General features: G+C 52.9%; 17 protein-coding genes. 13 read left to right on the forward strand and 4 right to left on the reverse strand.

What is annotated here, in order from left to right:
* Nucleotides 1–6: 6 nt before the first annotated feature.
* From E6072_RS04210 to E6072_RS04225, 4 genes are all read left to right on the forward strand, one after another.
* Nucleotides 7–1,011 (forward strand): extracellular solute-binding protein, encoded by a 1,005-nt coding sequence (locus E6072_RS04210; RefSeq protein ID WP_316693979.1) that lies wholly within the window; start codon nucleotides 7–9, stop codon nucleotides 1,009–1,011.
* Complete coding sequence (locus E6072_RS04215; RefSeq protein ID WP_316693980.1) at nucleotides 1,008–2,504, forward strand: ABC transporter permease subunit; 1,497 nt, start codon at nucleotides 1,008–1,010, stop codon at nucleotides 2,502–2,504. Before E6072_RS04210 ends, E6072_RS04215 begins: the two co-directional genes overlap by 4 nt.
* On the forward strand, nucleotides 2,486–3,562 hold the full coding sequence (locus tag E6072_RS04220) for an ABC transporter ATP-binding protein (protein WP_316693982.1): 1,077 nt from the start codon (nucleotides 2,486–2,488) through the stop codon (nucleotides 3,560–3,562). Before E6072_RS04215 ends, E6072_RS04220 begins: the two co-directional genes overlap by 19 nt.
* Nucleotides 3,563–3,714: 152 nt before the next feature.
* Nucleotides 3,715–5,283, forward strand: coding sequence for an alanine/glycine:cation symporter family protein (locus E6072_RS04225; protein WP_316693983.1), 1,569 nt, complete (start codon nucleotides 3,715–3,717; stop codon nucleotides 5,281–5,283).
* Nucleotides 5,284–5,289: 6 nt separating this feature from the next.
* On the opposite strand, the gene E6072_RS04230 is transcribed toward E6072_RS04225, so the two are convergent.
* The gene (locus tag E6072_RS04230; protein WP_316693984.1) at nucleotides 5,290–7,284 is read right to left on the reverse strand and encodes a solute carrier family 23 protein; all 1,995 of its coding nucleotides are present in this window, start codon (nucleotides 7,282–7,284) and stop codon (nucleotides 5,290–5,292) included.
* A 473-nt stretch (nucleotides 7,285–7,757) separates the two neighbouring features.
* Here E6072_RS04230 and tkt point away from each other — a divergent pair, with 473 nt between their 5' ends.
* The 9 genes from tkt to E6072_RS04275 all read left to right on the forward strand — a co-directional run bounded on the left by tkt (nucleotide 7,758) and on the right by E6072_RS04275 (nucleotide 18,470).
* Nucleotides 7,758–9,857 carry a transketolase gene (gene tkt / locus E6072_RS04235; protein WP_316693985.1) on the forward strand — a complete coding sequence of 700 codons (2,100 nt, stop codon included), beginning with the start codon at nucleotides 7,758–7,760 and terminating at the stop codon, nucleotides 9,855–9,857.
* 92 nt (nucleotides 9,858–9,949) lie between these two features.
* Nucleotides 9,950–10,441 carry a ribose-5-phosphate isomerase gene (locus E6072_RS04240; RefSeq protein ID WP_316693986.1) on the forward strand — a complete coding sequence of 164 codons (492 nt, stop codon included), beginning with the start codon at nucleotides 9,950–9,952 and terminating at the stop codon, nucleotides 10,439–10,441.
* Between the two features lie 97 nt (nucleotides 10,442–10,538).
* The gene (locus tag E6072_RS04245) at nucleotides 10,539–11,540 is read left to right on the forward strand and encodes a hypothetical protein (protein WP_316693987.1); all 1,002 of its coding nucleotides are present in this window, start codon (nucleotides 10,539–10,541) and stop codon (nucleotides 11,538–11,540) included.
* An 80-nt stretch (nucleotides 11,541–11,620) separates the two neighbouring features.
* A complete protein-coding gene (locus tag E6072_RS04250; protein ID WP_316693988.1) occupies nucleotides 11,621–12,481 on the forward strand; it encodes an HAD-IIA family hydrolase in 861 nt (286 codons plus the stop codon).
* 100 nt (nucleotides 12,482–12,581) lie between these two features.
* Entirely contained in the window at nucleotides 12,582–14,153 is a 1,572-nt protein-coding gene (locus E6072_RS04255) for an FGGY family carbohydrate kinase (protein WP_316693989.1), read from the forward strand.
* Between the two features lie 26 nt (nucleotides 14,154–14,179).
* Nucleotides 14,180–15,541 carry a sn-glycerol-1-phosphate dehydrogenase gene (locus tag E6072_RS04260; RefSeq protein WP_316693990.1) on the forward strand — a complete coding sequence of 454 codons (1,362 nt, stop codon included), beginning with the start codon at nucleotides 14,180–14,182 and terminating at the stop codon, nucleotides 15,539–15,541.
* Between the two features lie 62 nt (nucleotides 15,542–15,603).
* On the forward strand, nucleotides 15,604–17,268 hold the full coding sequence (locus E6072_RS04265) for a ribulokinase (protein ID WP_316693991.1): 1,665 nt from the start codon (nucleotides 15,604–15,606) through the stop codon (nucleotides 17,266–17,268).
* A gap of 10 nt (nucleotides 17,269–17,278) precedes the next feature.
* Nucleotides 17,279–17,989, forward strand: a complete 711-nt coding sequence (locus E6072_RS04270) for an L-ribulose-5-phosphate 4-epimerase (RefSeq protein ID WP_316693992.1) — start codon at nucleotides 17,279–17,281, stop codon at nucleotides 17,987–17,989.
* 118 nt (nucleotides 17,990–18,107) lie between these two features.
* Nucleotides 18,108–18,470, forward strand: a complete 363-nt coding sequence (locus E6072_RS04275) for an RNA polymerase-binding protein RbpA (protein WP_316693993.1) — start codon at nucleotides 18,108–18,110, stop codon at nucleotides 18,468–18,470.
* A 95-nt stretch (nucleotides 18,471–18,565) separates the two neighbouring features.
* On the opposite strand, the gene E6072_RS04280 is transcribed toward E6072_RS04275, so the two are convergent.
* The 3 genes from E6072_RS04280 to E6072_RS04290 are packed head-to-tail and all read right to left on the reverse strand — an operon-like array spanning nucleotide 18,566 to nucleotide 23,573.
* Nucleotides 18,566–19,303, reverse strand: coding sequence for a polyprenol monophosphomannose synthase (locus tag E6072_RS04280; protein WP_316693994.1), 738 nt, complete (start codon nucleotides 19,301–19,303; stop codon nucleotides 18,566–18,568).
* The gene (lnt, locus tag E6072_RS04285; protein ID WP_316693995.1) at nucleotides 19,300–20,907 is read right to left on the reverse strand and encodes an apolipoprotein N-acyltransferase; all 1,608 of its coding nucleotides are present in this window, start codon (nucleotides 20,905–20,907) and stop codon (nucleotides 19,300–19,302) included. The genes E6072_RS04280 and lnt overlap by 4 nt, the downstream gene beginning before the upstream one ends.
* The gene (locus tag E6072_RS04290; protein WP_316693996.1) at nucleotides 20,892–23,573 is read right to left on the reverse strand and encodes a DEAD/DEAH box helicase; all 2,682 of its coding nucleotides are present in this window, start codon (nucleotides 23,571–23,573) and stop codon (nucleotides 20,892–20,894) included. Before E6072_RS04290 ends, lnt begins: the two co-directional genes overlap by 16 nt.
* Nucleotides 23,574–23,628: the final 55 nt, after the last annotated feature.

Raw genomic sequence — 23,628 nt, forward strand, 5'->3', positions numbered from 1 at the left:
ACTGACATGCGGTCCCGCCTGGTAGTTCTCTTGACTTTGCTTTTGAGCCTGGTTTTATGCGGATGCCACCCCGCAGGGAAAGAACAACTAGCTTTTATCTGTTCTAACGAAGAATCAATCTGTAAAAATTGGCGGGATGCCTATGCCGGTGCCACTGGAAAAGATGTTTCCTACCTGCGTTTGCCAACTGCCCAAGCTTTGACCCGGATTGCTTCTAGCCCCAAAACCCGCGAGTTTGATGTTTGGGTGGGAGGCCCGGCAGAAAACTATGTGCTAGCTAAGCGGCGCGGCTTGCTGTCTGCCTATCAGCCAGCGGGAATCAGCGATATTCCGGCAGCTATGCGTGATAGCGAGGGTTATTGGTTCGGGGTTTATGGCTCTTTACTGGGGTTTTGTTCTGATCAAGCAGCCTTAGCCGCCCGGGGCTTACCGGTACCTAGATCATGGTCCGAGCTGGCCAGCCCGCAATATCACGGCCTGGTGGCCGCTTCTTCCCCGCTTACTTCGGGAACCGCCTTTACCGTGGTGCGGGTACTGGATGAAATCTATGCTGACCAGGCGAGCCCTGCCATTAGGAACCTTTATGCCAATGTACCCCGCCTTACGAACTCTGGTACTGCTCCTGTGAAAATGGTATTGGCAGGAGAAGCAGCGATTGCGATCACCTTCACCCCTTATTGTGCCGGCAAAAGTGAAGCTAATAAGGCAGTTACTATTTCCTATCCTAAAGAGGGCACCTCCTATGAGATTGGTTCGGCCGCCCTGTTGAAGAATGCGCGCCACGTAGGCGAAGCAAAAATGTTTCTAGATTGGCTATCACAAAAATCCGGCCAAGAGGTAGCCGTTAAATCGCCCACCCCGCAACTGGCGATTACTCGGGCTATCCCTGGGTCATTAGCCTCGCGTTTGCAGCAAGCGGATCCTTATATTTTGCCGGCGCGTCCGCAAAAATCAGCCGCGGATCGTGATCGGTGGTTGACTTGGTTTGCCAGGCAGGAGTGGCAGAAGTGAAAAAGATATTACTGCGCTCCCTATGTTGGGCAATCATTATTGGCTTTTGTATTCTCGCAGCTATTTGGCCACTTGCCTTTGTAGTTCGCGCGGCGATCGTAAAATCCAGCCCCGGAGAAGAAGCCATTACTGCTGCCATTCGTCTGTCCCTACTAGAGGCTATCGGTTCGGCGGTTCTGGCCACTGCTTGGGGGAGTGGAGCCGCCTTAGGAACCCGTTTTCTGCCGGATCCTTTTCGTCAACTAGCAACCATGCTGTGCCTATGCCCCATCGCGATTCCCCCCTTTATTGTTGCCAGTTGTCTGCGTTCCTTCGCGGGCTCATCCGCAAGCATCCTGGTCGGGCCGCTACCGGTAATCGCGGTTTTTGCCTTCTCGCTTGCCCCCTTAGCCTATTTTTCTGCCCGCTCCACTTTGCAAACCATCCGTCCAGATCAACTAGACCAGGCGCGAATCCTGGGGCTTAATAACTGGCAGGTTTTTCGGCTAGTAATCGCCCGGCCACTATTGGTTTCGGTTCCTTTATCGCTCGGGGTTACTTTCTCTTTAGCGCTTTCCGACCCGCTGGTACCTGACCTGGTGGGAGGAAAAAATATGAACGTGGCTCACTCATTGTGGCTGCGATCCACCGGCAGTTTCGAAACCGCATTTTTAGGACGTGCCTCCCTGGCACTAATCGGTCTTTGCCTATGCGTAGCCGGGGTTTTAATCGGCCTATATTTCTCTAGCTACCGTCGGTTTTTCCCGGCTTCCTCCCTAGGAGAGCGTAGCTTTTCTTTGGGATCTGCCCGGCCGCTGCCACTTATAGCAGTCTGCCTCTATGCCGTGAGCTCAGCGTGCTTGCTCCTTTATCTGCTGTTACACGCAACCTTCTCCTTCGACAAGTTAGATTCAGTAATCAACACCTGGTTGCTATCGGCCTTAGCCGCCGGCCTGTGCCTAATGGTGCTAGCGGCAACTAGAGGCGCCGGTTCCAAGAGACGAAATCTGAGTGTAGAAGCCTTATTTATTGTGATTTTGTCCCTGCCCGGAGCCGCCATTGGTGCTGGCTGGATGCTTAGTCGCCAACAGGGTTTGCCCTGGCCTTTTTCAAGTGGAGGGTTTTTATCGCTGTGCTCCTTCCTCTTAATCGGCATGCCGGTTACCTATTTTTTGGCTGCCCGTTTTCGAGCCATCGGCCAAGCCGAATTTGAGTCGGTGAAAGTTTTAGGCGTCGGTAGGGTGGAAGCAGCCCTAAAAATACTGCTTCCCGCCGTCAGGCGCTACTTCAGTTTGACCCTCGCTACCGTAGTCGCTATTTCCACCACCTTATCGGCACCGCTGATGTGGGTAGCGGCTCCCGATACTCCGGTAGTAGTGCCGCAAATGTTTGCCATGGTTGATGAAGCGAACTATGCGCCAGCTTTCGGACTAACGCTTGCGGTATTAGTCGTCTCAATTTTGCTATTTGTCCTGGTACCTAAGGAGGAGGGAAAATGGAACCGTCCGCGCTAACCGTAAGGGATCTGCAGGTTTGGCGTTCTTCACACTGGGTGCTCGGCCCGGTGTCCTTTAGCGTTGATCCGGGAGAACTAGTGGTAATTATCGGGCCTTCCGGAGCGGGAAAAACCACATTATTGCGAGCCATTGCGGGACTGCAACCAAGTAGTGGCCAGATCTTTTGTGGGGGCGAGGACGTATCTGACTTTTCTCCCGGCGCCCGCGCCAGTGCCCTGGTAGCTGATCGGGACGGTCTGTTCCCGCATCTAACAGTTCAGGAAAATGTGGCCTTAGCCGGAGGTAACGCGGAAGACCTGCAGGTAACCCTAACTGATCTGGGTTTAAGTTCTCTCTCGCGGCAATATCCAGGCTCACTATCTACCGGGCAGCGGCAGATGGTAGCTTTAGCGCGAGCACTGCTGCGTCGACCTCGGTGGCTACTGTTTGATGAGCCGTTAGCCCATGTCGATCCCTATTCACGCTTGCGACTTCGCGGAGAAATCTTGCGGATCCATCGGCGAATTGGGGCGGCATCTTTGTATGTTACCCATGACCTGCCGGAAGCCTTCGCGATTGCCGACCGGATTATTTTGCTGCGCGAAGGAAAAATTATTCAGGATGACTACCCTCAGGATCTGGTATCCCACCCTGCGGATCTACAAACTGCCCTCTATCTGGGAGCTACTACCCAAGTTAGTACTAATGCTGTCATTAACACTGATCGATTCGGGCAAGTCAGTGCGCAATTCACTGCTTTTGGACAGCAGCTGGAGGTTCCCGCTGCCGATAGCTTAGCTGGTGCCAATGGACAGAGCCGTAAAATAGTGGCGCTCGGCTCGCCCTATTCCATAGTAATTAGTAACCTGCCTCCAGAACGTAAAAAAGATCCCATCCAGGCAGAAGTGGGGCAGATAGTGGGGTCTCTTTTCGAAGGCGATACCTATCTTTTGCAGGTGGAAACCGAGTTTGGCGTTCTGGCAAGTCGCCGACAAAGCGGTGATGAACCGTTTATTGTGGGGGATCGCGTAAAAGTGGAGGCGCTGCCTACCCATCTTTGGGCAGTGCCGGCTTAAGTTTAAAGCAGGGGCTTTATCTGCAAATTTAAGAAATATACCAATTTTTTAGCTAGCCCCTAGAGCGAGTATATTAATACCGGTTTCGGAAGTATCTTCCCCTCACTTAGTCGAAGCGAATTGCTAAGCCGCCCATCATGAAGGAGCATCCCATGCCGATTTCGGCCTCTAAAGAATCTCTCAGTGCGTTTGAACAGTGGAATGAGACTATTTCCAGCCTCCTCGATACTGCCTATAACAATTCGGTGGTGTGGCTGCTGATGATAACCCTGTTGGGGGTAGGCATCTGGCTAACAATACGTACCTCAGGTATGCAGGTGCGCATGTTTACCCACATGCTGAAAGTAATTACTCGTTCTCGTGGCGGATCCGAAGGGGGAGTTTCTTCCTTCCAAGCGTTTGCGATTGGGCTTGCTGATAGGGTAGGCACGGGCTCAATTACCGGGGTAGCGTTGGCGGTAGTTGCCGGCGGACCTGGCTCGGTTTTTTGGATGTGGGTAGTAGCGTTAGTCGGTATGGCTACCGCTTTTGTCGAAGCTACCTTGGCGCAACTATTTAAAGTCCGCAACGGAGACGGCACCTTCCGAGGCGGCCCGGCCTTTTATATTCAACGCGGCCTAGGCTCGCGTACCTGGGGGGTTGTCTTTGCGGTGCTGCTAATCTTCGCCTACGGATTTAGCTTCGAAATGATCCAGGCAAACTCGATTTCTCAGCTAGCCAACTCGGAATATTTGGGTTTCCCGGTTTGGGCAACCGCATTGATCCTCGTGCTATTAACTTTGCCGCTAGTAGTTGGCGGGGTACGTAAAATTGCTAGATTCTCGGAGTATCTGGCTCCGGCAATGGCGCTGCTGTACGTTGCCATGGGGATCTTGGTGATTATCCTCAACTACGATCGGATTCCCTTTGTATTCCGGGAAATCTTCATGGGAGCCTTCGGACAATCCAACACCTATATGCCTCCGGCAGTTGCGGGAGCTGGGGGAGCGTTCATTGCCGCGATTACTACCGGTACTAAGCGGGGTCTGTTTACTAACGAGGCCGGAATGGGATCGGCTCCTAATGCGGCTGCTATTGCCACCGTGCGTCACCCCGCAACCCAGGGAATGATTCAAGCGCTGGGAGTTTTCGTGGACACCATGCTGGTGTGTACCTCTACTGCTTTCATTATTTTGATGTCAGCTCCCTTCTGGGATAAGCAAAACCATGTCGATGGGGCAGTGCTGACTATGGATTCGATCGTTACCTCTTTGGGATCCAATAACACCACGCAAACGGTGGTGTTTGTGTTCGTGATGATAATGATGGTTTGTTTTGGTTATTCCACCATACTGGGGAACTACACCTACGCGGAAACTAATTACAAGTTTATTGTGGGCGTAGATCGCTCCGCTTTGCCTTTGAAATTGCTGGTAATCGCATCTACGGCGATAGGGGCGATTCTTCCTTTGAAATCAGTGTGGTCGATCGCTGACTGGGCGACCGCTCTAATGGCATTGGTTAATCTGGTAGCCCTGATTTTCCTGGGGAAATGGGCAGTGGGAGCCTTGCGTGACTACCGCGCGCAGATGAAGGCGGACGATCCAGCCGAACCGGTCTTTTGTTCGCAAAATAACCAGTATTTACCAGGGGAACTCCCCACCCGGGTATGGACAACCCCGGGTGGGTTTGATCCCGCTTGGGATAACTCTTCTGCTACCTCAGAAAAGGACAATAGCTAATCGCTATTAGTCGAGTTGCTCAAACTTGCGGCTCCAAGCAGACCGGATGGGGTTGGCGTCTGCCATCATGATCTCTAAACGGTCATTGGCCACTTCTACCACCTGTCCCAGGGCGACTACTCGTTCATGCCGCGGGGAGTTTTCTAGGCGATGCAGTCCGTCCTTAATGATCTCGTCTACGCTGTCCATCCGGGAAAGCAATGCCACTAGCGGCAGATTGAACTTCTCATGGTAGGAGTTTTCCAAGGTGTGTAGCTGAGCTTTTTGCTCTTCCGTGAGCTGTCCCAAGGCTAGAGAACCCACGTCTTGGGAAATTTCTTTGGCTTCGCTCTCACTGGCGGTCAGCATCGCAGTTACATCAGGATAGGCAGCAATCAGCTGGTCTTGAGCAGCTTTGTCCGCCACCATCACCGCGTCCTGGAGTGCTTCTTTAAGTTCTCCTACATCCTGGAAGGGACGCATCTGGGCGGCTGCCTGCAGCGGCCAAGTTACCCCATTAAACAAGCGGGAGAAGGTATTTACAAACTCTTCTTCACTCATTTTGTTAACTGCCCGCAAAGAACGTCGCTTGCCGGTGGCACCTAGCGCCACGTCCTCGCCCTTAGAACGCGGGCCCACGTGGAAGAACAGCAAATTGAGCAAGATGGCGGTAATCGAGCCTAGGGTTACTCCCGAAGCAAAGAAAATCTGTGCCCAGGCAGGGAAGGCGTCGGCGATCGCCGGTTTGAAGGAAACTAGCATGGCCAGAGCGATCGAAGTAGTCAGAATAATGCCGTTGCGGGTATCCGACAGGTCGACTCGGGACAGGGTTTGAATCCCCACTAAGGTTAAGTTGGCAAACAAAGCCATGGAAGCTCCGCCCAGAACCGGAGAGGGGATTGAAGCTACAATCGCGCCCGCCTTGGGAATAACTCCCAAAATAATCATAATTCCGCCGGCACAAGCTACTACCCAGCGAGAATGTACTTTAGTTAGCCGCACCAAACCAATATTTTGCGCGAAGCAGGTGTAGGGGAAAGAGTTCAAAATTCCCCCCAGCGTTGTAGAGAGGCCATCGGCGCGCAAAGCCGCGGTGATCTCTTTCTTTCCGATGCGTTTGCCCACGATTTCACCGGTGGCAAAGACGTCACCGGTAGTTTCTACCATGGTAAGTAGCATGACTACGATCATAGAGATACAGGCAGTTAAAGAGAACTGTGGCCAGCCGAAATAGAACGGGGTAGTGACCGCTATCCAGGAAGATTTGCCTACTTCACTGAAGGAAGCATCACCTAGCGCCACCGCGACTCCGGTACCAATTACTAGGCCAGCTAGCACGGCCAGAGTGCCCATGAAGCCTTTAAAGAAGCGCTGAATGAGGACGATTATAGCTAAGGTTCCCAGGCCATAGGCTAAAGAGCGCAAGGTGATGGGCATGGGCGGTACCTGCTCGTCAACGCGTCCAATCACGTCCGCAGCTGATACTCCCAGCAAAGTGGTACCCATTGTGGTTAGTACAATCCCGATAACTAACGGGGGGAAGAAACGAATCAATTTGGCGAAAACTGGAGCCGCAAAGAAAGTAAATAGTCCGGCTACAATGACTGCTCCGTAAATGGTAGGAAGCACTCCTACGCCGCCTTCTTGGTTAACCGCCAGACCAATCGCAATCATGGGAGAGATTGCCATGGTGGTTACGCCTTGGATAATCGGCAAGCGCACCCCGACGCGCCAAAATCCAATCGACTGAATCAGGGTAGCGATTCCACAAGTAAATAGGTCAGCATTAATAAGGTGCACGGTAGTAGTCGGATCGAGCTTAAGTCCGCCCGCAACTACCAGGGGAACAACTACCGCACCCGCGTAAAACGCTAAAACGTGCTGTACCGATAGCAACAGCGTCCGAGGAGCCGACGGTACTTGGTCTACCGGATGCTTATTGGTTTTTCTGTCTTTAATTTCTGCCTCTAGGCTGTCACCTAGAGCTTTCAGTGGTGGATTTAGCGGCTCGTCAGCTGCCATCGTGGATAATCTCCTTTGTGGTTTGCCGGAAATACTTCCAGAGCCAATTCAAGCGCTTGGCAACCCATAACTCAAAACGGCAGGAGAGAGGTCGTCTGGCTGAGCTGGAGCAGAGACCGTGCCCAAAACCTTTTAGTTTACATAATGTACATTATCGGATCCAGGTTCGGGGTTTAGGTCGGGATAACAACCGGTTGAGCAAATACCAGTACCCGGATCCTGACTATCCACGGCAGGAACCAGAAGCTCTGATCCCGATCTTGCCTGCGACAAATGCGCGCAGTTGCACGTATCCACCCATCAGCTGGTGATGAACATATCCATCAGCGTTTCTCCTGTAGAAATTTGGGTCTAGAAAGCATGCGCTTGCACTTATGTGACCAAAACTCTCTTTGCCACATTTTTTCCCAAGCCGACTGTTAATATCAAAAGCAGAGTAAATACCCAGTAAATCCAATGATGGAAGGGAAAATATGACCACTGAATGGAATGAACTCGATCAACGAGCAGTTAAAACAGCCAAGCTTTTAGCCGCTGATGCGGTAGAAAAAGCTGGAAGCGGACACCCGGGAACCCCAATTTCTTTAGCTGCCGCTGCCTACTTGCTTTACCAACGTCACCTGCGTTTTGATCCGCAAGATTCAGATTGGTTAGGACGTGACCGCTTCGTACTCTCCGCCGGACACGCCTCTTTGCTGCAATACATTCAGTTGTATCTGGCCGGTCAAAACATGGAGCTCGATGATTTGAAGAGTTTCCGCACCTTTGATTCTTATACTCCCGGTCACCCCGAGTACCGTCATACTAAGGGCGTGGAGGTTACTACCGGACCGCTGGGATCTGGTTTTGCCGCCGCCGTTGGTTTTGCGATGGCTTCCCGGCGGGCGCACGGCATGTTAGACCCGGACACTCCCCTAGGTGAAAGCCCCTTTGACCATAATGTCTACGTGATTGCTGGCGATGGCTGTCTACAGGAAGGAATCTCTGGTGAAGCTTCCTCGCTGGCGGGAGTACAAGATCTGGGCAACCTCATCGTGATCTGGGACGATAACCATATCTCTATTGAGGACGACACCAATGTGTCTTTCCAAGAAGATGTGTTACAGCGCTACGAATCTTATGGCTGGCACACCCAGCGGGTTAATTGGCTGGCTGAGGACGGAAAATACGAAGAAGATGTAAACGCTCTTGACCAGGCAATAAATGCTGCCAAAGCTGAAAAGCATCGGCCTTCTATCATTGCCCTGCGTACCATTATTGGTTGGCCTTCGCCTAACAAGCAGAACACCGGGGCGATCCATGGCGCGAAACTGGGCGAAGCAGAACTTAAGGAATTCAAGAAAGTTCTGGGTGCTGACCCGGAGAAAATGTTTGATATTGACGAAGAAGCCGTGAAGCACTCCCGGGAGAATGCTGCCACGCGTGCCCAGGAAGCTCATGCCGATTGGGATCCCCGCTTTGAAGCTTGGAAGAAAGCAAATCCGGATAAGAATGAGCTACTAGAGCGGATCCTAGCCGGCGTGCTCCCCGAAGGTATCGAGGACGCACTCCCGGTATTTACTTCCGGAGACTCGCTAGCTACTCGCGCGGCCTCTGGAAAAGTTATTTCCGCGATCGGTGCCGTGTTGCCAGAATTCTGGGGTGGATCTGCCGACCTGGCAGGTTCAAATAACACTACTATCGCCGATGCCGACAGCTTTATCCCTCAGTCAGCGCAAACTGATATGTGGAAGGGTAACCCCTTCGGCCGGGTGTTGCACTTTGGAGTGCGCGAACATGCTATGGGCGCCATTATGAACGGTATTGCCCTGGATGGTCTCACTCGGGTCTTTGGTGGCACCTTCTTCGTCTTTAGCGACTATATGCGGGGAGCTGTTCGTTTAGCTGCGCTCATGAATATCCCCGTAACCTATGTTTGGACTCATGACTCTATTGGAGTTGGCGAGGACGGACCTACCCACCAGCCGGTCGAACATCTGACTGCCTACCGGGCAATCCCCAATCTGTCGATTGTGCGTCCTATGGATGCCAATGAAACCGCGGCCTGCTGGCTGCAGATTCTGCGTCAAACCGGGCCGGTAGGATTGATTTTAACCCGCCAGGGACTTCCCATCGTCGAGCGGGAAGATATGGAGGACGCAAGCGACGAAGCGTTCGCTAGCGCTAAAAATGCAGATAAGGGCGCCTATGTTTTGGCCGATACCGCAGGGCAGCCGGACGTGATCTTACTAGCCTCCGGATCCGAGGTGCAATATGCTTTGCAAGCTCGCGAAACTCTAGCTAAGGAATCCATTGCTGCCCGGGTAGTATCGGTCCCCTGTATGGAATGGTTTAAAGCTCAAGGCGCTGACTACCGCGAGCAGGTACTCCCGGCAGCTGTAAAAGCCCGAGTCTCGATTGAGGCCGGTCTAGTAGATCCCTGGCGCGACCTCGTAGGAGATAACGGCGAGAGTATAGGTATTGAAGGATTTGGTATGCCCGGTGCTGCCGGTGAGCTGTTCGCCCATTACGGACTGGACAGCGACCATGTGGTTGCGGCGGCCAAGCGCTCTTTGGAGCGCGTGCGCTCATAAGTGCAGTTTTTTAGAACTGGTGGGGAGAACATCCCTAAGTGGTATAGAAAGAACTTAGGTCATCAATGCTGATGACGAGAGGAGAAAAAATAATGGGACTTCGAATAGTAATCGGAGCGGATTCCGCTGCTGTCGACTACAAAGAGATAATCAAAAAAGATTTAGAGGCAGACGAGCGAGTTGCAGAAGTAATTGATATCGGGCTAAAAGCCGGCGAGGACGTTGACTACCCACATGTGGGTATCAAAGGAGCTCGCATGGTTGCTGCCGGAGAGGCTGACCGGGCTCTACTACTGTGTGGCACCGGGATTGGTATGGCGATCACCGCCAACAAAGTTCCCGGGATTCGCGCAAGCGTGGGACATGATTCATTCAGCGTAGAGCGCTTGGTTAAATCCAATAACGCACAAGTTCTAACCATGGGTCAGCGCGTGATTGGTATTGAGCTGGCGCGGCGCCTAGTTAAAGAATGGCTAGGTTACGAGTTTGATCCCCAGTCCAATTCAGCACGGAAAGTCCAGGTAATCTGCGACTATGAAGTGCCGCAGACCGAGGGAGAAACTACTCCCGGCAGCTGCTGCTAGCAAATACTCCCCTAATTTCCCGGCGCGGATAGGCCAAGCCGGGCTACTAAAAGCTTGGCAATTTTGCCAAACCCTATCTAAATGAAGGTATTAAAACATGATCGAAACTATACAGATGGCGGCGCAAGCCAGCGACTTTGTAAACTCATTTGGAGCTTCGACCGGATTCTCGCTTTTCTGGGCAATCTGCGCCATCGGTGGCGGCATGCTCGGAGCGGGCATTGGCGGCAACTGGGCCTTTGTAATGACCGGCTTCTCCGTCTTCCTCGGCTTCGGAATAGCCGCTACTACCGGTAGCGATATTGGGCTAACTTATCTCGCATTTGGCCCGGTATTTGGCCCCCACGTCTGCTTTGCGTCGGCAGTGGCAGCTCATGCCTATGCGGGGCGGAAAGGCCTGCTGGGAGAGAAGAAAGGCAAGGATATTGATACTTCCCCGGCCGGATTCGGAGATCCCACCATGTTGTGGATCGGCGCCGCCTTCGGCCTAGGTGGATACTTGGTTGAACGTTGCATCCGAATGATTCCTTGGTTCGGGGGTAACACTGATACCGTGGCGTTGACCGTTTTCCTGTCTGCTTTCGTAACGCGGCTAATCTTCGGTAAGACCCCGATCTTTAATTGGACATCAAAGCTTACCGATAAGGAATCCTGGCTACGTTGGCAAGAAAAGCCCTCCCAGTGGATTACCATTGGGGTTATGGCCTCCCTGATGGCAGGCGGTTTGTCCTTAACCGTTGCCTATCTGCTTCCTGCGGTCAACCCGGAAACAGCAAAGGTTCTAGAACTTAACGCTCAAACCCTACCCTTCGGGATTTCCGCGATCACTATTTTGATGTTGATTCTTGGGTTCAAGATTCCAGTCACCCACCACATCACCATCACTGCTGGTCTGGCGGCCATGGTTTGGTTCCCGATTGTGGGACATAATCTGATTTTGGCTCTGGTGGCGGCAGTAGTATTTGGCGTGATGGCAGCAGGTCTGGCCGAGGTTGCACAACGGTTAATGTATGCCCGTGGCGATACTCATATTGACCCGCCGGCAGCCTCCATTTGGCTATCCCACACCATTGTTTGTGCTCTGGCGCTACTGTTCTAACCCCAGTCGCTTATCGGGGGTGGAAAGCCCGCTGGCTTTCCACCCCCGCTTTTAAGAAATACTAGTTGAGAGGAAAACCGTTGTACGCCGAAGAAAATCTTAAGTTCCCCACCGAGTTCTATGATGCCTATATTTTCGATATGGATGGCACCATTTATTTGGGAGACCACCTATTGCCCGGGGCAAAAAGACTAATTGAGGAGCTACGGCGCCGCGAAATCCCGGTACGTTTCCTCTCTAATAATCCCACTAAAGATCCCCATCTTTATGTAGACAAACTAGAGGGAATGGATATTCCCACCCCCTTAGAAGACATTGCCAACACCGTGGTCACTATGACCCGTTGGCTAAAAGACCACCACGCAGACAAAACCGTATTCCCGATTGCGGAGCAGCCGTTGATTGATGCTCTACAAGATGCGGGAATAAAAATCAGCGATGATCCGGAAAAAATCGATATTGTGATTGCGTCCTATGACCGCACCTTTGACTATCGCAAGCTGCAAATAGCATTCGATGCCATCTGGTTCCACAAGCGAGCAATATTAGTGGCCACCAACCCCGACCGCTATTGCCCCTTCCCAGGAGGCAGAGGCGAGCCGGACTGTGCCGCGATTATTGCCGCGATCGAAGCTTGCACCCAGACCAAGTGCCAGGTTATTACCGGCAAACCGGAGCCAGTAATGCTCGAGGTGGCAATTGAAGGCCTAGATGTTAACCCCCAAAACTGCATGATGGTTGGTGACCGTCTCTACACCGATATCGAGATGGCCAAAAAAACCGGAATGTTCTCAGCAATGCCGCTGACCGGAGACTCCACTATGGAAGAAGCGCTGGCTCTGCCGAAAGAACATCAACCTGACTTTTTACTAGATCGTGTTGACCGCCTGATTCCTGCTGCCGTGTGGGAAGAAAACGGTTGGACCGAAAACGATAACTAAATAGAAATACTTAGTACCACCCTAACAACTAGAAAATGCGCTACCACTGCGCACAAAGTCGCCGACAACGATGCCGGCGCAAAGTTTAAGGAGAAAACAAATGGTAGCACCGGGTTATGAAGGTCCTTACCTACTGGGAATCGACTATGGCACCGAATCTTGCCGTGCCGCGATTTTCGACTTGCGAGGCACTCCGATTGGCTTTGCCGCCACCGGGTACCCCACCTATCACCCGCATCCGGGCTGGGCAGAGCAGGATCCCTCCGATTGGTGGGAAGCCTTAGTCGCTTCAGTTCGCAAAGTGCTAGACCAAACCGGCATTCCCGCCCGTCATATCGCGGGTATTAGCTATGATGCCACCACGATGACCGTGGTTCCCATCAATAAGGAAGGCAAAGAAATCCGCCGCGCCATTATGTGGATGGATGTGCGTGCCACCAAACAGATGGAACGGGTAATGGATATGGATCACTGGGCGCGCCTATATAACGGCGGCAAGACCACTCCCCCGACCGCGGAATGGTATCCCTTCAAGGTAGCCTGGCTACAAGAAAATGAGCCGGAAATATTCAAAGAAGCCTACCGGATTGTCGACGCCCCCGACTGGCTGACCTATCGCCTCACCGGCGAATGGACGATTAACATTAACTCCGCTTCTATGCGGATGAACTATAACCGTGATTACGGCGGGTGGCCGGTAGAATACTACGAGGCAATCGGAGCCGGCGATGCTTTTGAAAAGATGCCGGAACGGGTCGAGGATCTGGGCGTTCCTCTCGGCGGGCTATTGCCTTCGGTAGCGCAAGAACTAGGACTGCTACCAGGTACACCGGTTGCTCAGGGATGCGCTGATGCCTGGGCAGGACAGATCGGCCTGGGGGCGGTAAAGCCAGGACGAGTATCTCTAACTACCGGATCCTCCCACGTTATTGCGGGACAGTCCGATAAGCCCGTTTATGGTAACGGCTTTATGGGATCCTACACTGATGGGGTTCTTCCCGGTCAATACACTTTGGAAGGATCGCTAGTATCTTCCGGTTCGGTTTTGAAATGGTTTAAGGAAGGCTTTTGTGAGCACCTGGTAAAGAGTGCAGAAACCGTAGGAGTTAACCCCTACGAGATTCTGGATCGTAAATGCGCGGAAATCGCACCGGGCTCAGACGGGCTTATTATTAACGAGTACTTCCAGGGCAACCGTACTCCCTATACCGATTCCAAAGCCCGGGGAATCATGTGGGGGCTGTCACTCTCTCACACCCCGCTGCATGTTTACCACGCAATTATGGAGGCAGTGGCCTTCGGTACCGCCTTTAACTTCAAGAAGATGGAAGATGCCGGATTTAAGTTTGACCAGGTAACCGTGTGTGGTGGGGCTACTAAGTCGCCGCTGTGGATGCAGATGCACGCCGATGTTTCCGGAAAGCCGCTGGTAAAGACAGAAGTTGGAGACGCGGTCGTGCTCGGTACCTGTATTTTAGCGGCAGTCGGATCCGGGCAATACGCCAATATCCAAGAGGCGGCCGCCAATATGGTACATGAAACCGAACGGATTGAACCCGACCCGGAAACCCACGAAGAATACCAATTCTACCTGCAAAAATACATGGAAAGCTATCCAGCGATGCAAGAACTGACCCATGAGCTAGTCGACCATGTAGCCGCCAGTGAATAATCCAAAGAATAAAGAAAGAAGTATCAATGACAAACGAATTGATCGCGAAAGCACTAGAAACTGCTAGCGACACCAAAGATATTGAGTTCGGCGTTGGGGTACTGAAGGAAACTGGCCCGCTGTTTGCCCGCCTCTTTCCCGGGAAAACCGCCCTGGTAGTCGCGGATGAAAACACCTTTGGCGCAGCCGGAAAAGGAGTAGTAGACTCCCTCAAAGCTGCAGGGGTACCGATGCACGAGCCCTACGTTTTCCCCGGTAAGCCTACTTTATATGCCGGCTACGAGAATGTAATTAAAGTTCGGGAAGTACTGCAAGATCTCGATGACACGGTGATCTGTTCAATTGCGTCCGGAACCCTAAATGACCTGTGTAAACTAGCCAGCGGAGAACTGGGACGTCCCTATATGAACGTCTGCACCGCTGCCTCGGTAGATGGCTACGCGGCTTTTGGCGCCTCCATCACCAAGGATGGCTTCAAGATTACTCGCGAGTGTCCAGCTCCTGCGGGTTTGGTGGCTGATCTAGATGTAATCGCCGCTGCCCCCCAGCGCCTGACCGCCACCGGCTATGGAGATCTGATCGAAAAGATCCCCGCCGGAGCCGACTGGCTGCTGGCCGATCGCCTCGGCGTGGAAGCCGTAGATGACTACACCTGGTCCTTGGTACAAGGACCCTTGCGGGGAGCCCTTTCTGATCCGGAAGGCGCCTGTAAGGGTGATCGGGATGCGATCGAGGGGCTAGCCGAAGGCAATATTATGTCGGGGCTGGCTATGCAGGCACTGTCTTCATCTCGTCCCGCCTCGGGAGCTGGCCACCAGTTCTCTCACACTTGGGAGATGGAAGGGCACGGCCTCGATTGGGAACCACCGCTATCGCACGGCTTTAAAGTGGGAGTCGGTACGGTAGCCTCCCTGGCGATTTGGGAAGAATTCTTGGCGATGGATATCCCCAACCTGGATATTGACGAAGTAGTAGCCAATGCCCCCAGTGAAGCAGAGGTCTTGGCCAAGGTAGAAGAACTAATCATTCCCAGCATCCAAGGCGAAGCGAAGAAACACTCCCTTAACAAGCATTTAGAGGGCGAAGAACTTCGTAAGCGCTTAGAGCTGCTGAAAGAAAAATGGAGTGAAATCAAAGAGATCTGCTCGAAGCAGCTGATCTCTCCGGAGGAAGCGCAAGAAAACTTGCGTAAAGCCGGTGCACCCTATCACCCCGAAATGATCAAGATCGATTGGGATCGTTTCCGCAAGACCCACCGCCAGGCGCAGATGATTCGTTCGCGTTACACGGTGTTGGATATCCTGATGGATCTCAACGCTCTTGACGAGGTAATCGATCATTTATTTAGCCCGGAAGGATTCTGGGGTAAACATCGTCACGCTAACTAGGTAACTAGCTAGCTAATTGAGAATCATGACTCTCCTAATTTCGCAACGCAATGGAGCCTGCAATGGAAAATAAATATGTAATCGGAATAGATTTCGGTACCTTGTCCGGTCGCGCGGTAGTGGTGCGGGTAAGTGATGGGGAAGTATTAGCTTCCGCCGTCACCGAGTACGCCCACGGAGTTATGGATACCACTCTTACTGCTGGCGATGGGCAGGTGCTACCGCCCGAGTTCGCCTTGGAAGTACCAGCGGATTATATTGCGGTGCTGGCCAGTGCGGTTCCGCTGGCAGTCAAGGAATCTGGGGTTGATCCTAAGGACGTGGTGGCTATCGGTCTAGACACCACCTCCGCTTCCCTGGTGGTCACCGACCAGGCAGGTACCCCGCTTTGCGAAAAGGAAGAGTTTAAGAACAACCCGCACGCTTATATCAAGCTGTGGAAACACCACGGCGGCCAAGACCAGGCAGACCGGATCGTGGCGCTGGCAAAAGAGCGCAACGAACCCTGGCTTGGCCGCTATGGCGGGGTGCTTTCTTCGGAACTGGCACTACCCAAGATGCTGGAGCTATACGAAAAAGCCCCGGAGGTCTACCAGGCAGCCGAAGCAATTACCGATGTAATGGATTGGCTGACCTGGAAAATGACCGGGGTGCATACCCAAACTGCTGGTGCCAGTGGCTATAAGCGGATGTACCAGGATGGCAAGTATCCCGATAAAGCATACTTAGAGGCGCTAGCTCCCGGATTCGGTGAGGTCTTTGAACAAAAAATGTCGGCACCGATCGCGCCATTGGGATCCAAAGTCGGAGAACTCACGGAAAAAGCTGCTTCCCTCATGGGGCTGAAAGCGGGGATCACGGTCTGCTCGGGCAATATTGATGCCCATGTGCATGCTGCGGGAGTGGGAGCTACCGAGAACGGGGTGTTAACCGCAATCGCTGGTACTTCCACTTGTTTCGTGGTTTCTGCCCATAACTACGCGGATGTACCGGGAACTTTCGGGGTGGTCGATGGCGGTATCGTTGATGGCGAGTGGGGCTTTGAGGCTGGTCAAACCGCAGTAGGAGATATTTTCTCTTGGTTTACCACCCAGTGTGTACCCGTCAGCTACCGCGAGGAAGCCGAGCAGCGAGGCATCAATATCCACGACCTGCTGACTGAAAAAGCCGCGGAACAAAGAATCGGGGAACACGGCCTCTTAGCCTTGGATTGGTGGAACGGAAACCGTTCCGTCCTAGCCGATGCGCGCCTGTCGGGAATGATGCTGGGAATGACCCTAACCACTACTCCCGAGGAAATGTATCGCGCCCTGCTAGAATCCACTATTTTCGGGGCGAAGGTCATTATCGACAACTTCATCGAACACGGGGTCGATATTAACGAGATCGTTGTAGCCGGAGGGCTCCTAAAGAATAAGTTGTACATGCAGATGTACGCCGATATCACCGGGCTGCCCATTTCTATCTCCGCTACAGACCAAGCGGGCGCCTTAGGCTCCGCGGTATTCGCGGCGGTTGCCGATGGACAATATCCTGACATTTTCGCGGCTTCCGCCGCTATGGGCAAGAAGGTTTCCCATGCCTATAAGCCGATCCCCGAAAATGTAGCCGCCTACCGCGAACTTTACGCCGCCTTCAAAGAAATGCACGACTTCTTCGGTCGGGGCGGCACTAAAGTAATGCGTAACTTGAAAGCGATTCGAGCGCAAGTACACCGCGGAAACTAAAGGAGTATATATGCCACATGTAAATGAACTACCTGCCGAGGTTCGCAAGCAGGTAGCAGCTACCCGGGAAGTGGTTGCGGCTTTGCACGCGGAACTACCTGCTAATGACCTGGTAGTTTGGACTGCCGGGAACGTTTCGCAGCGGGTGGAAGGCGCGGATCTATTCGTGATTAAACCTTCGGGGGTACGTTACGATGAATTATCGGCCGCTACCATGGTGGTTTGCGATCTAGATGGTAAGAAACTGGATGATGATACCTCCGGGGATTTGCAGCCTTCTTCAGATACTGCGGCTCACGCCTATGTATACCGGCATATGAGTGCGGTAGGGGGCGTGGTTCATACCCACTCCCCCTACGCGACCGCCTTCGCGGCTGTGCAACAGCCTATTCCCTGCGTGTTGACCATGATGGGTGACGAGTTCGGCGGGGAAGTGCCGATCGGTCCCTTCGCGATCATCGGGGATGATTCCATCGGACGCGGGATCGTAGAAACCTTGAAAGAATCCCGCTCCCCTGCAGTGTTGATGGCCAACCACGGGCCATTCACTATTGGCAAGGATGCTAAAGCCGCAGTTAAAGCGGCAGTCATGGTCGAGGAAGTAGCTAAGACAGTAGCGATTGCCCGCTCTTTGGGGGAGCTGTGCCCGATCGAATCGCGTCATATCGATTCATTGTATGAGCGTTACCAAAACGTCTACGGTCAGCCTACCGCCAAGTAGTTTTAGTTTCGCCGGTGGGCAAACGAGCACGCTAGCTTTCTTGCCCACCGGCGCAGATGTTAGAATAGGGCGGTATTTGCTGAGTTTTTAGGGCGGGAAGCAAGGAGAAGTTATTACTATGGCAGAGCGGGCACTACGTGGAACCAGTATCGGGTCAAAAAGCCTAGAGACAGAAGATGGTGTAGTATTCGCAGAACGCCGCGAAAGCCTCTACATTTGCCCTAATGGACACCGTTTCCACATGACTTTCGCCGCCGAGGTAGCCGCTCCCGCCGAGTGGGAATGCAAATGCGGGGAAACCGGGGAACTTCAATATGAAGAACCCGCAGAAGAGGAAGATACCAAACCGGTGCGTCCCCAGCGTACCCACTGGGATATGCTCATGGAACGGCGCAGCGAAGAAGAATTGCAACAGCTGCTAAAAGAACAGCTGGAGGTATTGCATTCTGGGGCGCTGATGGACGGAGTGCATTACCGCTAGCAGATTCCCCAGCTTAACTAATATTTGCGGGGCTTAGCCACCGCGTCCCCAGCGGGCCCTTGCGCATTAGGCATAGCAACTAGGCCTTAGTGAACCTAGCGAAGTGCAGCCGGAAACTTCAGTAGGTCAGCTATTCCCCAACGGGTAACTTTAGCCAGGGCTTCCAAAATAATAGCGCTGGACATTTTGGAGGATCCGGCAGCGCGTTCTTGAAAAGTGATCGGTACTTCCACAATAATTCCTCCCGCTTTCACTGCCCGCCGGGTCATATCTATTTGGAAGCAATATCCGCGGGAATCTAGATCCTCTAGTCCCAGGCGACTTAGAAAATCTAGACGGTAAACCCGAAAACCGGCGGTAGCATCCCCGATTCCCAGGCGCAGCAGGGCCCCAATGTAGGCATTTCCACCTCGTGAGAGCGCCTCCCGTAACTTTGACCAGCCCTGTAGGCGGCCTCCTCTGATCCAACGCGAACCAATTACCAAATCTGGCTCATTCGGCCACCGCCGGCGCGCTAATAGTTTCTTTAGGTCCCGCACCCGGTGAGACCCATCTGCATCCATCTGCACTATCCAGGTGTATCCTGCATCATGCGCCCACGAAAATGCTTCCAAATAGGCCGGGCCTAGTCCGGTTTTCTCCGCCCGGTGCACTACCTTCACTCCCCTATCTTTGCTAGCTAGTTCTTCGGCCAGCTGCCCGGTGCCATCGGGAGAATTGTCGTCAATAATCACCAAGTCCGCCTGCGGAATTTCACGGCGCAGTTTTGCCACCTGCCGGGGTAGCGTTTCGAGTTCGTTGTAGGTGGGAATCGCGATTACGATATCTTTCATTTCTTTCCTTTTCCTTTCGAGCAGTTATTTCCGCTTCCTCTGCTCTTATTCACCGTTCGTTTGCGTCCTCTTCGGATGGAAAAATCTGTTCTTTGAACGCTGCGTTTTTGTATTTTCAAGAAAACCAGGGTTGCTCCCACCAGAGCCAGCCCAATTAGGGTTCCGAAGCGGAAAACAGCGTTTATTGCGGCCCCAAAACGCGCCTGGCAGGTGAGAGTGTCGCGCAAAGGCAGCGCTGCCTTTAAAGTATCTGCCCTAAAGAGCCCGGATTGGGAAACCACCTGACCTTTAGGATTGATTAGGGCGCTTACTCCCCCCACTGCCACTTGGACAGTGGAGCGATCATATTCTAGGGCGCGAAAGCGGGCAATCTGCCGCTGTTGTCGAGACTGATAGGAGTATCCAAAAGAAGAATTATTAGTGGGGAAATATAGTAGGTTCGCGCCTGCGTTCACCGTATCGCGCACCAGCGGGTCAATCGCTACCTCAAAACAGATATTTGTCCCTATCTGCGCATTTTCCACTGGGGTAACCCCGGGGGATTTACCCGGTATCATATCGCGCGGAAGCATCTTTACCTGTTCGGGAAATATCTTAGAGATGGTAGGCCGGGCCGGTAAGAACTCCCCAAAAGGCACCGGTTCCCGCTTGGTATAGATATGCGAGAACTTACCATCCTCCAGTTTTAATACCTGGTTAGAGGTAGTTTTATCCCCATAAACCAAAGTGCCAAAAATAACGGGTATTTGCCGGTTTTCCTGCCAGTGTTGTAGTTCCTCAGCCCACTGCACCTGCGAGCTTAGATCTATATCTGCTGCCTGTTCCCCCCACAAAACTACTTCGATCCCGCGCAAATCACTGGTGCGTGCTTGTTCCATATGACCAGACAAGATGGTGCCGGGATGGGAGTAGGTAGATCCAATCGGCCAAGAGACACCCCCTTGCATAGCCGCCACCTTTATCCGGGGATAACCTTGCGAATTGGGTAGAGAAGGCAAACCCATCCCCGAAAAAATGACTAGCACCAGCGCCAGGCCGGCAACAGCCAAATTGGGCATCGAGATTTTCCAGGTCACGCTAACTAGCGCCGCCACTATACCCACCATTAAAAAGGCCATCCCGTTTTCACCCAGGAGCGGAATCCATCCCTTCATAGGGCTATCCACCTGGGAAAATCCCAGCATTCCCCAAGGCATTCCCGTCCAGGGAACACACGCTCGCCAAGCTTCAATACCGGCAAAAGAAAAAGCCGTCCAAAAAGTCCAAAGCGGGCTGGTAAGTTTGCGGGTAGCCAAAACTACCCCCGCCCACAATGTAGGAAATAATGTTTCAAAAAACGCCAGAGCAATCCAAGGAGTAGAAAACGTCAGTGAGATAGCCACCCAACGAAATAGCACCAAGAAAAAAAGCAGGGAGGCCAAAATAGAGATCACGAGGGCGTAGCTGCGACGCGCCCGTCGCAGAATTAATAGCCATAGTCCGAGAGCTAACCAAGCACCTAGCCAATGTGATCCCCAGGAAGAAGGAAAAGCCAATAATAGACCGGTAGCAATCGCGATGGCAGCAACCAGAGCCCAGAAACCATTAATTAAATATCTGACCATGCCACCACTCCGCGCAAAATTAGCTTTTGAGCTTTACGCGCTGTAGCCGAGGTTTCTACACTACCCACCATTTCTAGTTGCCGGAGCACATCGAGCAGCTGTTTCATCGCTCGCACAAAATCCCCAGCCTCGATAGGTGCAGCCTCTAAGGCCACCGACAGGGGTTTGCCCCTAGCCCAGGCATAAGTCGCTGCCACCAGTGCCGAAGATGACTGCGGAAGTTCTGGTGCTTGCAGCTCGCTTTGCACCTGGCGCAAATCTGCCGCCAAGGTTTCGATTTGAGTCACCACAGATTTCAAAGCAGCAGGCACCGGAGCTCCCGCTTCTTCCCGCCGCGCCTCATAACTAGCAGCCGAACAAGCTGCCGCTAGTTGCGCCGGGCCCAGACCCGCGAAAACATTTTCTAGGGCGCATTGCGCCAAGAGTAAATCATATTCACTATATATGCGGCACAGCACTGCCCCAGATTCAGTTACTTGTCCATTAGGATCTAAATACCCTAACTTGATTAGGACGTTAACGACCCGGTCAAAGGTATCAACTAGCGCGCCCTCCGAAATATCAACTTGGCGCCGCAAGCGGGCAGCCTGCCGTTCTAAGCGCGTCCACCGAGATGCCTTCTTAAGATGGCTATCAAGCTGGGGACAACGAGCCGCGGGATGGCAGGTCAGCAGCTCGGTAAGTTCCAGTTCGCTCAGCTGCGTAAGCTCACGGCCATTAATATCCGGTATCTGAGAGGAAGTCTCCTGGGTTGATACCCCGGGTTTTGTGGAGGTAGCCGCCTCGTCCTCACTGGTAGCGGATTTTGGAGCGCTAAAAATCCCTTCGCGCACCGCTGCCCGGAGCTTGGACGCTAGGCGTTGGCGGTCGCGCGGTTTACGTTCCGAGTAATCTTTCACCCACATCTGCCCCACCAAGGCTAAGGGGCCAGCAAACTCATTGCTGGAAAAATTACGTAGCTTGGCGTTATCGGCTAGCACCGTCAAAGTGGTTTCCCCAGTGCGGGTTCCCGATTTTTTCATCACAATCCCGTGACGGGCGCGGCGAGCATCTTTATAAGCCAATACATCACCGCGTTTTAGGGAACTAAATAGATCCCAGCGCCGCCGCGCTTGCTCGCGGGCAAGCAGCTGGGCATGGCGGGCATCGCGCGCCTCAAGCTCGCTTTTAATCCTTACATACTCGTAAATATCTCCGTAGGAGCATTCTAAAGACTTTGCCGCGACAATCTCATCAGCTGCCCTTTGCTTATCCGCTGCTTGCTGTGCTTTCCCAACTACTGCTCGGTCTGCCTGGAATTGCGCAAAAGAGCGTCGCAAAACATCTCTAGTACCTTCCAAGGATCCTCGCTCCAGCAGGTTAACCGCCATATTGTAGGTGGGACTAAAAGCTGATTTCAACGGATAGGTACGTTTTGAGGCAAGCGCCGCGACCGTAGCTGGATCCATGCCGGGACGAAACATTACGATGCCGTGCCCCAAAGTATCGATTCCGCGCCTGCCGGCTCTCCCGGTAAGCTGGGTATATTGCCCGGCCGAGAGCATCACAAACTCATGGCCATCCCATTTGCGCAGTGATTCAATAACTACCGAACGCGCCGGCATATTAATCCCCAGCGCCAAAGTTTCGGTAGCTAGCACCACTTTCAGTAGTCCGGCAGCGAACATTTTCTCTACTGCTTCTTTAAGTACCGGAAGTAGGCCAGCATGATGCACCGCGATTCCCCGCCTGAGCCCCTCGAAAAGGGTGTCCAATCCCAAGGCGAGGACGTCACCCGGAGGAATGCTTTCGCTAATTTCATCCAGCCGCGCTGAGATTTGGCGTTTCTCTGCGGGACTAGTTAGATCTATTCCCGCCGCTACTAGCTGATTTTGTCCCTGCTGACAGCGGGCACGCGAAAAAATAAAAATAATTGCTGGCAGTAGCCCTTTCGCGTTCAACTCCTCTACCGTTGCGGGCAATGACGTATGGTGACCGCGCCCGGGTTCCTCCAAGCCGCGGCGAGTTCTAGCTAGCAAGACCGGGTTAAGTTTAGTTTTGCCACCGGAAGACTTCACTTCCAGGTCGAAAAGTCGCCCTCCTACCAACATATGTTGGTAAAGCGGTACCGGACGTTTTTCCGAAACCACAATCTCGACATTCCCACGCACTTGGCGTAGCCACTGTCCAAACTCCTCGGCATTCGACACCGTGGCCGATAAGGCGATTACTTTCACCTGCGCGCCAAGATGCAAAATAACTTCTTCCCACACCGGGCCGCGATAGCGGTCAGCAAGGTAATGCACTTCATCAAGAACCACAAACCCTAAATCATCGAGGCGCCCATCATCTCGGTACAGCATATTGCGCAAAACTTCAGTGGTCATCACCACCAGAGGCGCTGAGGGGTTAACGGAGATATCCCCGGTCAGTAGTCCCACATTTTCACTGCCGTAGGTAGCAGAAAAATCCCTAAATTTTTGATTAGAAAGCGCCTTGATCGGGGTAGTATAAAAAGCTCTTACTCCCCGTTTTAACGCTAGGAACAGGGAGAACTCCCCCACCAACGTCTTACCGGAACCGGTAGGGGCAGCAACTAATACAGATTTATTGTTCTCGAGGGCGCGAAGAGCTTGATCTTGGAAATCATCAAAGGGAAAATCAAAACCAGCTGCGAAACTAGCCACCTCACCCCTAATCTGGGTGCGTTTAAAAGTGGCTAATTTTTCCGCCGCGCTAAGA

Source organism: Varibaculum cambriense (assembly GCF_032557235.1).
Taxonomy (GTDB): Bacteria; Actinomycetota; Actinomycetes; order Actinomycetales; family Actinomycetaceae; genus Varibaculum; species Varibaculum cambriense_C.